Raw genomic sequence first — 12,994 nt, 5'->3', positions numbered from 1 at the left:
CGCCTGGCGGGGGGCCGCGGCCTGGCGGCCGGTCGGCTGGGATGCACGGGCCTGTCGCTGCGGCACCTCGGTCCGCCGCGTCGCCGCCGCGCGCGTGGTCTGCGACGCCACCGGCCGGGACTGCGCCTGGGCCTGTTGCTGGGTGCGGCTGCGCGCCTCCGCCGGCATGACGGACCAGGACAGGGTGGCAAGGGCAATCAGCGCCGAGGCCAGGAACCGCATGCGTTCAACCTCTCGATTCGTTGCGTGATATTTCACGCAGGCTAGACCGATCCACCATGGGCTGGAAAGATCCGGCGCTTCCACGTTTTGATGAACCCCACCGAGGCCGTCCTGGCAAGCCCCGAGAATCCTGGCCCCCCGATGAACGATTCCGCTTCGATAGCGCCTTCCAAGGCACCGCTTGCGCCCGGCGCCATTGGCCGACTGACCCATGAGATGGTCACCGCCGGGGACTGGCAGGGGGTCCTCGATCTCCTGCGCTCCCAGCCGGCCGACCGGCTGCGTCCCGGCCTTTTCGTCCGTGCGGTGGAAGCGGCGCTCGCGGTGCGCGACCCGGAGGCGCTGGCCTGGGCCGTCCGGCTGGTGATCGTCGCCGAGCTGCCGCACCGGATCCGCGCGGCCGCGGCGGCGCGCCTCGCCGCCACCGGCAACGCCCAGCAGGCCTGGGCCGTGCTCTGCTGCGACCCCGCCACGGTCTGGGACATTGAGGCGCGAGGCCCGGTTGGCGGGACCCTGGCCGCGATCCGCCTCGACGCCCGCGCCGACCCGACGGTGCGCGACGCGGCCCGCGCCCTGGAACGCCGCCTCTCCGGGGCACGGGCGGAGGAGACGGAACGCGCCATCTTCGCCCACCCCGACCCGGGTCCGCTCGTCCTGCCCGCGCTGTCGCCGCGGTTGCGCCTGGCCCCCGGCGTGGATCCCGCCTTCGCGGATCTGGCACTGGGCCTGGCCGCGCGGGCCGAGCAGGAGCTGCGCGAGGAGGATACCCCCCAGGTCGTGGTCCATCGCGACGTGTTCGTGAACCGGCACGGCCACATCTGGCGGCCGGACGGCGGCGTGCTCGGCATGCTGGTCACGTCGCTGCCCGGCAGCGCGCGCGCGGCCATGACGGTGGCCCCCCGCATCCCCGCCGGCGTGCTCGCCACCGGCGTGACCAACAACCTGCACCATTGGCTGAACGGCTACCTGCCGAGCTTCGCCTGGCGATTCGCCCCGGGCGTGCCGCGCAGCCTGCCGATCCTGGTGCGCGACGACGCCGCTCCCTTCCAGACGGCGAGCCTCGACCTGCTCGCCGGGCCGGACCTGCCGGTGCTGCCGGTCGGCGAGGCCTGCCGGGTGGATGTGCTCTACAGCGTCACCCACCGGACCGGGCGGGCGGAGGCGGGGAGTCCGGCCGCCGCGCTGCACGACCGAATCGCCGCCGCCGCCGATGCGGCCAGCAGCCTTCCCCCGCCGGGCGGGCCGCGTCTCTACATCTCCCGCCGCGACGCCGCCCTGCGGCCGATGGAGAACGAGGCGGAGTTCGAGGCCGTGCTGGAGGCCATGGGCTTCGTTGCAGTGATGATGTCCCGCCTGCCCTTCGCGGAGCAGGTCCGCGCGGTGCGCGCGGCCTCGGTGATCGTCGCGCCGCACGGGGCGGGGCTCGCCCTGCTGGCGCTGGCGCGCCCCGGCGTGAAGGTCTTCGAGCTGATGCCGGCCATGCCGCGCTCGCTCCTGGTGCGGCTGTGCATGACGCGCATCTCCCGCCTGCGCGGCCATCCCCATCTCGCCTGGGTCGAGCCCTGCGACGAGTTGACCGGCCGCTGGCGCGTCTCCATCCCGGAGGCGGTGGCGGCGCTGGAGGAGTTCCTCGCCGACCCGCCCGGGCCGGAGGAGGCATCGGTGCCGCTGCGCCTCAGGTGAGGTGCGGGAGGGCCAGGTAGTCCTGGCTCTGCATCTCCACCAGGCGGGAGGCGGTGCGCTCGAACATCGCGGCGTTCTCGCCGCGCTCATAGAGGCGGTCGGGGTAGTCCTCGGCGCTCGCCACCAGCTTGCAGCGGTGCTCGTAGAGCGCGTCGATCAGCGTGATGAAGCGGCGCGCCTTGTCGAAGTTCTCGGGGCCGAGGCGCGGGATCCCGTCCAGCACCACCGTGTGGAAGTGGGTCGCGACGGCCAGGTAGTCGGCGGGGCCGAGCGGCCTGCCGCAGATCTCGTCGAACTCGAAGCGCGCCACGCCGCGGGCGGCCTGCGGCACTTCCACCGCACGGCCGAGCAGCGTCAGTCTCGTTGGCTTTGCCGGCGTGTCGCCCGTCAGTTCCGCGAAGGCGGCGTCCATCGCGCGCTCGGCGCGGCCGTCGGGCGGCACGTGCCAGGTCGGCAGGCCGCGGATGCGTTCGCGCCGGTAGTCGCGCGCGGCTTCGAGGTGCAGCACCTCGATCCGCTTCTTGATGAGCTGGATGAAGGGCAGGAAGGCGTCGCGCCCCGGCTTGCCCCTGAACAGGTCGTCCGGCGCGGTGTTGGAGGTGGCGACGATCACCACGCCGCGGGCGAACAGCGCCTCGAACAGCCGGCCGAGGATCATCGCGTCGGCGATGTCGTGCACCTGGAATTCGTCGAAGCAGAGCAGCGCGGCCTCGGCCACGATCGAATCGGCGAGCGGCGGGATGGGGTCCGTGGTGTCGCCGTGCTGCTTCTTCCATTCATGGATGCGGCGATGCGCCTGCTGCATGAACTGGTGGAAGTGCAGCCGCTTCTTCCGCGCCACGTCGGCGCTGGCGAAAAACAGGTCCATGAGCATGGACTTGCCGCGCCCGACCTCGCCCACGAGGTAGAGGCCGAGAGGCGCGCCGTTCGGCGCCTCGTCCACCGGCTTGCGGCGGAAGAAGCGGCCGAGGAAGCCGCCGGTCTCGGGCGGATCCACCTTCGGGTCGTAGCCGCGGGTGCGGCGCCAGAGGTCCTGCAGCTTCTCCGCCGCGAGTTCCTGCGCCGGGTCGGCGGCGATGGCCCCGCCGGCGATGCGCGCGCGCAGCGCCGGCAGCGGGCCTTCGGAGAGGGATGCGGAGGGGGCGCCCGGCGACGCGGCCGGCATGGCGTCCGGTGGGGGGCTCATGACGCGGCACGCTGTAGCCCGCGGCTGGGCAGGCGACAACCGCGGCCGGGTCATGCCGGCCCCGCCCTGGACGGCGGCGGTCCGGCGGCCGAGGCTGCGCGCGCATGGACTTCCTTCTCGCCAACCTGCCGCCCCTGGGTGCGCTGCTCGGCGTCGCCGGGGCGGCGATCGTCGGCGGCCTGTCGCGCGGCTTCTCGGGCTTCGGGGCCGCCCTGGTCTTCGTGCCGCTGGCCGCCGCCGCGGTGGGGCCGCGCGCGGCGGTGCCGGTGCTGGCGCTGCTCGAATGCGTCGCCTGTCTGCTGTTCCTGCGCGGCGCCTGGCGGCATGCGGCGCGGCGGGAGGTCTCGGTCATGGCCGTGGGCGCGATCTTCGCGGTGCCCTTCGGGGCGCTGATCCTCGCCTATGCCGACCCGGTGGCGCTGCGCTGGGGGCTGACCGGGCTGGTGTTGATGGCGGCGACGGTGCTCGCCTCCGGCTGGCGATACCACGGGGCGGGATCGGTGCCGCTGACGGTCGGCGTCGGCGTCGTCGGCGGGGTGATGAGCGGCACGGCCATGCTCGGCGGCGTGGCGCCGGCGGTCTGGTGGCTCGGCCGCTCGGCCCCGGCGCTGACGGTGCGGGCCAACATGAACCTCTATTTCGCCATCCTGACGGCGGTGGTCACCGCCGCCTATGCCTGGCGCGGGCTGATCGGCTGGGACAGCGCCTGGCTGGCGCTGGCCGCGGGGCCGTCCTACGCGGCGGGGCTGTGGGGCGGCGCCGCGCTGTTCGGGCTGGCCAGCGAGACGACCTTCCGCCGCGCCGGCTACGCCCTGATCCTGGCGGCCGCCGTGCTCGGCATGCCGCTGTGGGATCCGCTCACGGGCCGATGATGCGGGCCCCGGCGACGATGTGGCGGATGCGGTCGGTGGCCGTGCTGCCCGATTCGACCGCCGCGATGGCCTTGGCCTCCGCCACCCGGATGGCCGCGAGGCGTTCCAGCACGGCCTCCGCCTGATCGAGCGGCACGACCACCACGCCGTCGGCATCGCCCACGATGATGTCGCCCGGGCGGACATGCTGGCCGCCCAGCGTCACGGGCGCGCCCACCACGCCCGGCCCGTTGGCGGCGGGGGAGGCCGGCATGATCCCGGCGGCAAAGACCGGCAGGCCGGTGGCGACGATGCCGGCCCGGTCGCGCGCCAGCCCGTCGGTGACGAAGGCGGCCACGCCCTTGTTCTTCAGCATCCCGGCGACGATGTCGCCGATCACCGCCGTGGCCGTGTAGGCGTCGTTGGCGACGACCAGCACGTCGCCCGGCTCGGCCTCGGCCAGGGCGCCATAGACGCCGACGATGTCGGCCGGATAGGCGAAGGCGGTCAGCGCCGGGCCGGCGAAGACCGCGTTTTCCGCATCCATCGGCTTGATCCGGTAGTCGAGCGCCCCCCGGCCATCCATGGCATCGGCCAAGTGGGAGGTCTGCGCCCCGCGGAAGGCCGCGACCAGCGCCGGGTCCGGGCGGCGGTGGCCGCGATGGATGGTGAGCAGCGGCGGGTTGTCGAGCATGGCGTTTCCCCTCGGATCCGGCGGGAATGCTGGCCCGCGGGGCGGATCCCGTCCAGCCGCGCGCCCGAATTTGTCACGACAAGTGTCGCGGCATGGGCGGAATCTGGCGGCGGGTCGGTTGCGGTGCGTGTGACGCCATGTTAATCGCCCGCCGCCGCCGAGGGATGCCCTCGCGCGGCCATGACCTTTGCGCAGCCCACCAGTAAACAGGACCGGGATCGCCCGTGGCCGCCGAGACAATCCATACCGCCTCCTCCTCCATGCCGAACCCGGTCGGCGCGCCCGCGCGCTATGCCCAGGCGCTGCTCGGCCTTGCCGATGACAAGCGCGCGGCCGAACCGGACGTGCTCGACCGCATCGCCGCCGACCTCGAGGGCCTGCTCGGCCTGTGGCGCGACGATGCCGGGTTCCGTGACTTCATCGCCGATCCGCGCCTCGGCGCGGCGAAGCAGCGCGCGGGGACCTTCGCGATCCTCGACCGCGGCGGCATCGGCACCGAGGTCCGCAACCTCGTCGGCGTGATGATCACCAACCGCCGGCTGGCCTCCCTGCCCGCGGTGGCGCAGGCCTTCGGCGCGCTGCTCGCGGAACGCCGCGGCCAGCAGACCGCCGATGTGACCACCGCCCATCCGCTGTCGGAGACGCAGCGCACGCAGATCGTCGCGCGGCTGACGGAGGCCGGCCTGTCCGGCGTCCGCCTCTCCGAGCACATCGACCCGTCCATCCTTGGCGGCCTGATCGTCCGGATCGGGTCCCGCCTCTACGACAATTCCATCAAGTCCAAGCTGCAGCGCCTGCAGTACGCCATGAAGGGGGCCGCCTGATATGGACATCCGTCCCGCGGAAATCTCGGAGATCCTCAAGCAGCAGATCGCCGGGTTCGATGCCGAGGCGAACGTGGCCGAGGTCGGCACCGTCCTGACCGTCGGCGACGGCGTGGCGCGCGTCTACGGCCTGCAGAACGTCATGGCCGGTGAGCTGGTGGAATTCCCCGGCGCCGGCATTCGCGGCATGGCGCTGAACCTCGAGGCCGACAATGTCGGCGTCGTGATCTTCGGCGACGACCGGGGCATCCGCGAGGGCGACACCGTCTCCCGCACCGGCTCGATCGTGGACGTGCCGGTCGGCAAGGGCCTGCTTGGCCGCGTCGTGGACGCACTCGGCAACCCGATCGACGGCAAGGGTCCGCTGGTGGATGTCACCCGCACCCGCGTCGAGGTGAAGGCGCCGGGCATCATTCCCCGCAAGTCGGTGCACGAGCCGATGCAGACGGGCATCAAGGCGATCGACAGCCTGATCCCGATCGGCCGCGGCCAGCGCGAGCTGATCATCGGCGACCGCCAGACCGGCAAGACGGCGGTGATCCTTGACACGATCATCAACCAGAAGCCGATCAACCAGTCCGGCGACGAGTCGAAGAAGCTCTACTGCATCTACGTCGCGGTCGGGCAGAAGCGCTCCACCGTGGCCCAGCTCGTGAAGACGCTGGAGGAGCAGGGCGCGCTCGAGTACTCGATCATCGTGGCCGCCACCGCGTCCGACCCGGCGCCGATGCAGTTCCTCGCGCCGTATTCCGGCTGCGCGATGGGCGAGTTCTTCCGCGACAACGGCATGCACGCGGTCATCTTCTACGACGACCTGTCCAAGCAGGCCGTCGCCTACCGCCAGATGTCGCTGCTGCTGCGCCGTCCGCCGGGCCGCGAAGCCTATCCGGGCGACGTGTTCTACCTGCACTCGCGCCTGCTCGAGCGCGCGGCGAAGATGAACGACGACTTCGGTGCCGGTTCGCTGACCGCGCTGCCGGTGATCGAGACGCAGGCGGGCGACGTGTCGGCCTACATCCCGACGAACGTCATCTCGATCACCGACGGGCAGATCTTCCTCGAGACCGAGCTGTTCTATAAGGGCATCCGTCCGGCCGTGAACGTCGGTCTGTCGGTGTCCCGCGTGGGCTCCGCGGCGCAGATCAAGGCGATGAAGCAGGTCGCCGGCAAGATCAAGCTCGAGCTGGCGCAGTACCGCGAAATGGCGGCCTTCGCGCAGTTCGCCTCGGACCTCGATGCCACGACGCAGGCGCTGCTCGCCCGCGGCGCCCGCCTGACCGAGCTGCTGAAGCAGCCGCAGTACAAGCCGGTGCCGGTCGAGGAGCAGGTGATCTCGATCTTCGCCGGCACCCGCGGCTACCTGGACCGCATCTCGGTCGGCCAGGTGGGCGAGTTCGAGAGCCGCCTGCTTGCGGACATCAAGTCCCGCGAGCCCGGCATCGTCGAGGCGATCCGCAACGACCGCGAGATCAAGAAGGAGACCGAGACGAAGCTGGTCGCCTTCCTGGATGCCTTCGCGAAGTCCTTCGGCTGAGTAGGCAAGGCGCGGAGAGCCACCCATGGCGAGCCTGAAGGCCCTGCGCATGCGGATCAACAGCGTGAAGTCCACGCGGAAGATCACGCAGGCGATGAAGATGGTGGCGGCGGCCAAGCTTCGCCGCGCGCAGAACCGCGCCGAATCGGCGCGCCCCTATGCCGAACGGATGGAGCGCATGCTCGCGTCCCTCGGCGCCGCGGTGGCGGGCCAGCCCGACGCGCCGCGTCTGCTGGTCGGCACCGGCGGCGACCAGGTCCATCTGCTGGTCGTCGTGTCCGGCGATCGCGGCCTGGCCGGCGCCTTCAACACGAATGTCGGCCGTTTCGCCCGCACCCGCATCCGGGAGCTGGAGACCGCCGGCAAGACGGTGAAGATCCTCGCGGTCGGCCGCAAGGGCGCCACCTTTCTGCGGCGCGAGTTCGGCTCCCGCTTCGTCGGCGAGATCTCCTTCGCCGGCAAGAAGGTGGTGGGCTTCGAGGATGCGGCCGAGGTCGCGGCGAAGATCACGGCGATGCTGGAAGCGGGCGAGTACGACGTCTGCGCGCTGATCTACAACCGCTTCCGCAACGTGATCACGCAGGTGCCGTCCGAGCAGCAGCTGATCCCGGCCGCGCTGCCCGAAGCCGACTCCGATGCTCTGGAGGGCCCGCAGGCGCTCTATGAATACGAGCCGGCCGAGGATGAGATCCTCGCCTCCCTGCTGCCGCAGAACCTTGCCGTGCAGATCTACCGTTCGCTGCTCGAGACCAACGCCGGCTTCTACGGAAGCCAGATGACGGCGATGGACAACGCGACGCGCAACGCCGGCGAGATGATCAACAAGCTCACCCTCAACTACAACCGCACACGCCAGGCCAACATCACCAAGGAGCTGATCGAGATCATCTCCGGTGCCGAGGCGGTCTGAGGAGCACGACACGATGAAGAACAACGTCGGCAAGATCACGCAGGTGCTGGGCGCCGTCGTGGACGTGCAGTTCCCGCAGGACCTGCCCTCCATCCTGAACGCGCTGCAGTGCAAGATCGAGGACCGCACCCTGGTCCTCGAAGTGGCGCAGCACCTCGGCGAGCGCACCGTGCGCACCATCGCCATGGACACCACGGACGGCCTCGTGCGCGGCACGGAAGTGGTGGACACGGGCGCGCCGATCACGGTGCCGGTCGGCCCGGGCACGCTGGGGCGCATCCTGAACGTCATCGGCGAGCCGATCGACGAGCGCGGCCCGGTGCCGCACGAGAAGTCCTACAGCATCCACCGCGATGCGCCGGCCTTCGACGAGCAGGCGACCGCGGCGGAGATCCTTGTCACGGGCATCAAGGTCATCGACCTGCTGGCCCCGTACCTGAAGGGCGGCAAGATCGGCCTGTTCGGCGGCGCCGGCGTGGGCAAGACCGTCACCATTCAGGAACTGATCAACAACGTCGCCAAGGGCCATGGCGGCGTGTCGGTCTTCGCCGGCGTGGGCGAGCGTACCCGTGAGGGCAACGACCTCTATCACGAGATGTGCGACGCCGGCGTCATCAAGCTGAACGAGGGCAACACCGAGGGCTCCAAGGTGGCCCTGGTGTACGGCCAGATGAACGAGCCGCCGGGCGCCCGCGCGCGCGTGGCGCTGTCCGGCCTGTCGATGGCGGAATACTTCCGCGACGAGCAGGGCCAGGACGTGCTCTTCTTCATCGACAACATCTTCCGCTTCACCCAGGCGGGCGCCGAGGTGTCGGCGCTGCTGGGCCGCATCCCCTCCGCGGTGGGCTACCAGCCGACGCTGGCCACCGACATGGGCGCGCTGCAGGAGCGCATCACCTCGACGAAGAAGGGCTCGATCACGTCCGTGCAGGCCATCTACGTGCCTGCGGACGACCTGACCGACCCGGCGCCGGCGACTTCCTTCGCCCACCTCGACGCCACGACGGTGCTCAACCGTTCGATCGCCGAGCTCGGCATTTTCCCGGCCGTCGACCCGCTGGACTCCACGTCGCGTGCGCTCGACCCGCGCATCGTCGGCGAGGAGCACTACAACACCGCGCGCGAAGTGCAGCGCATCCTGCAGACCTACAAGTCGCTGCAGGACATCATCGCCATTCTCGGCATGGACGAGCTCTCGGAGGAGGACAAGCTGGTCGTGGCGCGCGCGCGCAAGATGCAGCGCTTCCTGTCGCAGCCCTTCCACGTGGCGGAAGTCTTCACCGGCACGCCGGGCGTGTTCGTGAAGCTCGAGGACACGATCCGGTCCTTCGCCGCGATCTGCAAGGGCGAGTACGACCACCTGCCGGAAGCCGCCTTCTACATGGTCGGCACCATCGAAGAGGCGGTGAAGAAGGCCGAGGGGCTCAAGGCGGCCGCATAAGCGGCCACCTTCTTCCGTGTGCCCTCAGGCGCCGGGCGGCGGCCATCCGGCCGCCTTGGCTCCGCCGCATCGCGGTTGCGCCTGAGGGAAAGTCGAGTGGGCGGCGCCGGCCGCTGTGCGGCCGGATCCTCCAGGGGCGATGCCCAGATTGGATGGGTGCGCCGGTTGCGGGCTAGCCAGGACGCTAGCGAGGGATCTAGGGAGCGTTTCCGATGGCCACCTTCCAGCTCGAATTCGTCTCCCCCGAGAAGCTGTTGCTCTCCCGGCCGGTCGAGATGGCGGTGCTGCCTGCCGCCGAGGGCGAGATGGGCGTGCTGCCCGGCCACGCGCCGATGATCGTCGCGCTGCGCGGCGGCGTCATCTCCGTGCGCGAGGGCGGGCAGGATACCGAGAAGCTCTTCGTCGCCGGCGGCTTCGCAGAGGTGACGCCGACGCGCGTGACCATCCTCGCCGAGGAAGCGACGCCGGTCGCGCAACTCTCCAAGGCCGACGCCGAGCGCCGCATCGCCGATTGCGAGAAGGCGCTCGCCGAGGCCACCGACGCCACGCCGGAGAAGCGCGAGGCCGCGATGGCCAGGCTGCTCTCCGCGCGCGCGATGCTGGCCGCCGCCCAGGCGGCCTGACGGCCGGCGCCGCTTGGCGCCACTCCGCAGGCTTCGGCGCGGCGTCAGCGCGCGCCGGTTTGATGCAGCGCAGACACGGTGGCGCGCATCCGTGACAGCCTGCCTTGAATCCGCCACGGGGCGGGCGAAGATGTCACGGCATCCATCACCGTCCGGCGGGCACGCGCCGCCGGACTGGCTGCGAGTGTGCTGACGAGGATGGCATGAAGCATTGGCATATCGACGAGGTGGACTGGGACCGCTTCGATCCGACCAAGGTCCATCCCGACGTCGTGCCGTTGGTGAAGGCCGCCGCGATGGTCGAGCGCAATGCCGTCGATTACGTCACCTACCTGTCGCGCGTCTTCCACGACGATCCCGACTTCCGCGCCGCCACCGACTACTGGGGCGTGGAGGAGACGCAGCACGGTGACGCGCTCGGCCGCTGGGGCGAACTCGCTGATCCGGGCTGGGACTTCCAGGCGGCCTTCGTGCGCTACCGCGAGGGCTACAAGATCCAGCTCGACGCCGACGCGTCGATTCGCGGCTCGCGCACCGGCGAGCTGATCGCGCGCTGCATGGTGGAAACCGGCACCTCCTCCTATTACAGCGCGCTCGGCGACGCGACGGAGGAGCCGGTGCTGAAGCAGGTCTGCCGGTTGATCGCTGCGGACGAGTACCGGCACTTCAAGCTCTTCTACGACCACATGAAGCGCTACCTGGCGCGGGAGAACCTCTCCTTCGCGAAGCGCCTGCGGGTGGCGCTCGGACGGATCGGGGAGAGCGAGGACGACGAACTCGCCTACGCCTTCCACTGCGGCAACGAGGCCGAGGGCACGCCCTACGACCATGACCGCTGCATCACCGGCTACATGGGCCGGGCGATGGGCTTCTATCGCTTTCGCCACATCGAGCGGGCGATGGGCATGATCTTCAAGTCGATCGGCCTCGATCCGCGCGGGCGGATGTCGGACATCGCGGCCAAAGGCGCCTGGCGCCTGCTGTGCTGGCGGCGGGACCGTTACCAGCAGGCGCTGCGCCGGGCGGTGAACGAGAACGCGGCGACGCCTGCGAAGGCGGCTTGAGGGAGAGGGCTCCGGCCCCTCCGGAACGACTTGCTATGATCGGGTAGGGCGCCGGCCTTCCCGAACTCCACACATCGACCGGGGAGGGCTCTGCCCTCCCCGAGCCCCACCCGCCAAAGGCCGAAGGGCCTTTGGAAACCGTGACTTCGGGGCATCGCGAGCGCAGGGGGTGCTTTCCCTGGTGGTGGAGCCCGATGGGGAGGCGAAGGCGCCCCGGGCGGACAGGCAAGCTTCCTGCGATTCGCCGAACCAGCGGGTCAAATCCCCCGAAACCCAGGGCCGCCTCTGGCCAGTTTCCGGGCGTTCTGCCGCACTTGAGAAAAATCTTCGGCCCGACCGAAATTTCTTCTTTTCGTGCCGGGCGACCGGGCGTATAGGCCCGCTCAGACGCAGTACGCACGTGCCTCTGGCCCCCGGCCCCAACACGGCCAAAGGGTTTACGCAACGACGTCAAGCGTTCTGGCAACCCCGTTCGGCGCCAGCCGCGCGGTCCTCTTTGGTCGCTGGTTCGTTCGACCGTTTCGTCAACCTTGGGCCGTCGCCTGGACAGGCGGCCCGTTGGAGCCTGGAGAGGTGCGGCGATGATCCCCAAGATCGCCCAATTCTTGCGCGACCATGTGCCCGCCACGCCGTGCCTCGTCCTCGACGTGGACCGCGTGGAGGAGAACTACCGTCGCCTGAAGGACGCGCTGCCGCTGGCGCGCGTCTACTACGCGGTGAAGGCCAATCCCGCTGCGCCGATCCTGTCGCGCCTGACGGGACTCGATTCTTCCTTCGACGCGGCGTCGTGGGAGGAGATCGAGGCCTGCCTCGCCGCCGGCGCGCGGCCGGATGCGATCTCCTACGGCAACACCATCAAGAAGGTCGCCGCCATCAAGGCGGCGCACGAGGCCGGCGTGACCATGTTCGCCTTCGACAGCGAGCCCGAGCTGCTGAAGATCGCGAAGCATGCGCCGGGCGCGCGCGTCTATTGCCGCATCCTGGTCGAGAACAAGGGCGCGGAATGGCCGCTCAGCCGCAAGTTCGGCTGCGAGCTGGAAATGGCGCGCGAACTGATGGTGAAGGCGCGCGAGCTCGGCCTCGACCCCTACGGCATCTCCTTCCACGTCGGCAGCCAGCAGACCAGCACGGCGGCCTATGAAGGCGCCATCGCGCGTGTCGCCATGCTCTTCACCGACCTCAAGGAAGCGGGGGTGAAGCTGCGCATGGTGAACCTCGGTGGCGGCTACCCGGTGCGCTACCGGCAGGAAGTGCCGGGCATCGACGATTTCGGCACCGCCATCATGGGCGCCATGACCCGGCATTTCGGCAATGACCTGCCGGAGATGCTGATCGAACCTGGCCGCTTCCTCGTCGGCGACGCGGGCGTGGTCAGCGCCGAGGTCGTGCTCGTCTCCCGTAAGGGCAAGGACGACCCGGTGCGCTGGGTCTATCTCGACATCGGCCGTTTCGGCGGCCTGGCCGAAACCGAAGGCGAGGCGATCAAGTACACCTTCCGCACGCCGCATGACGGCGGGTCGGACGGCCCCGTGACCATCGCCGGCCCCACCTGCGACAGCACGGACACGCTCTACGAGAAGTCCAACTACCGCCTGCCGCTGGCGCTGGACTGCGGGGACCGCGTGGAACTGCTCTCCACCGGGGCCTATGTGACGAGCTACGCATCCCAGGCCTTCAACGGCTTCCGCCCGCTGGCGGAACACTACATCTGACCGCGCGGTCCGGGGTGGCGCCGCCTCTCCGGACCGGATCGCGAGGGATCAGCAGCGCCGATGCCGGCCATCGGCGGCGCTGACGCCTCCTTGGCGCCTCCGAGCGGCCGCGCGAGGCCTTTCCGCGAAGGCCGGGGCGGGCCTTCTCCCTGCCGGTAAGTAACGGTTTCCAAAGGCCTTTCCGCCTTTGGCGGGGTGGCTTGGAGGGGCGGCGCCTCTCCAATTCCGCGCGGTTTCCTTCCCACCCGCC

The 12,994-nt window shown here is 70.4% G+C and carries 12 protein-coding genes; 9 read left to right on the top strand and 3 right to left on the bottom strand.

What is annotated here, in order from left to right; all coding sequences use genetic code 11:
• A partial coding sequence (locus GXW76_RS17950) for a hypothetical protein (RefSeq protein WP_211863470.1) occupies window positions 1-222 on the bottom strand: 222 nt, incomplete at its 3' end.
• Between the two features lie 141 nt (window positions 223-363).
• Between GXW76_RS17950 and GXW76_RS17945 the strand changes: the two genes are divergently transcribed.
• Window positions 364-1,905, top strand: a complete 1,542-nt coding sequence (locus GXW76_RS17945) for a glycosyltransferase family 61 protein (RefSeq protein WP_211863469.1) — start codon at window positions 364-366, stop codon at window positions 1,903-1,905.
• On the opposite strand, the gene zapE is transcribed toward GXW76_RS17945, so the two are convergent.
• A complete protein-coding gene (zapE, locus tag GXW76_RS17940) occupies window positions 1,898-3,091 on the bottom strand; it encodes a cell division protein ZapE (RefSeq protein WP_246514481.1) in 1,194 nt (397 codons plus the stop codon). The two genes, GXW76_RS17945 and zapE, sit on opposite strands and share 8 nt — an antisense overlap.
• A 104-nt stretch (window positions 3,092-3,195) precedes the next feature.
• Here zapE and GXW76_RS17935 point away from each other — a divergent pair, with 104 nt between their 5' ends.
• Complete coding sequence (locus GXW76_RS17935; protein WP_211863468.1) at window positions 3,196-3,963, top strand: sulfite exporter TauE/SafE family protein; 768 nt, start codon at window positions 3,196-3,198, stop codon at window positions 3,961-3,963.
• Here GXW76_RS17935 and GXW76_RS17930 read toward each other — a convergent pair.
• Complete coding sequence (locus tag GXW76_RS17930; RefSeq protein ID WP_211863467.1) at window positions 3,950-4,636, bottom strand: RraA family protein; 687 nt, start codon at window positions 4,634-4,636, stop codon at window positions 3,950-3,952. The two genes, GXW76_RS17935 and GXW76_RS17930, sit on opposite strands and share 14 nt — an antisense overlap.
• Before the next feature lie 224 nt (window positions 4,637-4,860).
• Between GXW76_RS17930 and atpH the strand changes: the two genes are divergently transcribed.
• The 7 genes from atpH to GXW76_RS17895 all read left to right on the top strand — a co-directional run bounded on the left by atpH (window position 4,861) and on the right by GXW76_RS17895 (window position 12,744).
• Window positions 4,861-5,460, top strand: a complete 600-nt coding sequence (gene atpH, locus GXW76_RS17925) for an ATP synthase F1 subunit delta (RefSeq protein WP_338150986.1) — start codon at window positions 4,861-4,863, stop codon at window positions 5,458-5,460.
• Between the two features lies 1 nt (window position 5,461).
• Window positions 5,462-6,994 (top strand): F0F1 ATP synthase subunit alpha, encoded by a 1,533-nt coding sequence (gene atpA, locus GXW76_RS17920; protein WP_211863466.1) that lies wholly within the window; start codon window positions 5,462-5,464, stop codon window positions 6,992-6,994.
• Window positions 6,995-7,019: 25 nt separating this feature from the next.
• Entirely contained in the window at window positions 7,020-7,904 is an 885-nt protein-coding gene (locus GXW76_RS17915; protein ID WP_211863465.1) for a F0F1 ATP synthase subunit gamma, read from the top strand.
• 13 nt (window positions 7,905-7,917) lie between these two features.
• On the top strand, window positions 7,918-9,345 hold the full coding sequence (gene atpD, locus GXW76_RS17910; RefSeq protein ID WP_211863464.1) for a F0F1 ATP synthase subunit beta: 1,428 nt from the start codon (window positions 7,918-7,920) through the stop codon (window positions 9,343-9,345).
• A 212-nt stretch (window positions 9,346-9,557) separates the two neighbouring features.
• The gene (gene atpC, locus GXW76_RS17905) at window positions 9,558-9,968 is read left to right on the top strand and encodes an ATP synthase F1 subunit epsilon (RefSeq protein ID WP_211863463.1); all 411 of its coding nucleotides are present in this window, start codon (window positions 9,558-9,560) and stop codon (window positions 9,966-9,968) included.
• Between the two features lie 203 nt (window positions 9,969-10,171).
• Window positions 10,172-11,032 (top strand): ferritin-like domain-containing protein, encoded by an 861-nt coding sequence (locus GXW76_RS17900; protein ID WP_211863462.1) that lies wholly within the window; start codon window positions 10,172-10,174, stop codon window positions 11,030-11,032.
• 581 nt (window positions 11,033-11,613) lie between these two features.
• Window positions 11,614-12,744, top strand: coding sequence for a type III PLP-dependent enzyme (locus GXW76_RS17895; RefSeq protein WP_211863461.1), 1,131 nt, complete (start codon window positions 11,614-11,616; stop codon window positions 12,742-12,744).
• Window positions 12,745-12,994 lie beyond the last annotated feature (250 nt).

Origin of the sequence: Neoroseomonas soli, assembly GCF_018129065.1 — a bacterium.
Taxonomy (GTDB): Bacteria; Pseudomonadota; Alphaproteobacteria; order Acetobacterales; family Acetobacteraceae; genus Neoroseomonas; species Neoroseomonas soli.
The sequence above is the reverse complement of the archived record's forward strand: the minus strand, read 5'-3'. Positions and strand labels throughout refer to the sequence as shown.

Excerpts from the sequence above, each read along its gene's own strand:
- atpC (WP_211863463.1), top strand. The coding sequence starts at position 9,558 with ATGGCCACCTTCCAGCTCGAATTCGTCTCCCCCGAGAAGCTGTTGCTC.
- GXW76_RS17945 (WP_211863469.1), top strand. The coding sequence starts at position 364 with ATGAACGATTCCGCTTCGATAGCGCCTTCCAAGGCACCGCTTGCGCCC.
- zapE (WP_246514481.1), bottom strand. The coding sequence starts at position 3,091 with ATGAGCCCCCCACCGGACGCCATGCCGGCCGCGTCGCCGGGCGCCCCC.
- GXW76_RS17915 (WP_211863465.1), top strand. The coding sequence starts at position 7,020 with ATGGCGAGCCTGAAGGCCCTGCGCATGCGGATCAACAGCGTGAAGTCC.
- GXW76_RS17930 (WP_211863467.1), bottom strand. The coding sequence starts at position 4,636 with ATGCTCGACAACCCGCCGCTGCTCACCATCCATCGCGGCCACCGCCGC.
- atpD (WP_211863464.1), top strand. The coding sequence starts at position 7,918 with ATGAAGAACAACGTCGGCAAGATCACGCAGGTGCTGGGCGCCGTCGTG.
- GXW76_RS17935 (WP_211863468.1), top strand. The coding sequence starts at position 3,196 with ATGGACTTCCTTCTCGCCAACCTGCCGCCCCTGGGTGCGCTGCTCGGC.
- GXW76_RS17895 (WP_211863461.1), top strand. The coding sequence starts at position 11,614 with ATGATCCCCAAGATCGCCCAATTCTTGCGCGACCATGTGCCCGCCACG.
- GXW76_RS17900 (WP_211863462.1), top strand. The coding sequence starts at position 10,172 with ATGAAGCATTGGCATATCGACGAGGTGGACTGGGACCGCTTCGATCCG.
- atpA (WP_211863466.1), top strand. The coding sequence starts at position 5,462 with ATGGACATCCGTCCCGCGGAAATCTCGGAGATCCTCAAGCAGCAGATC.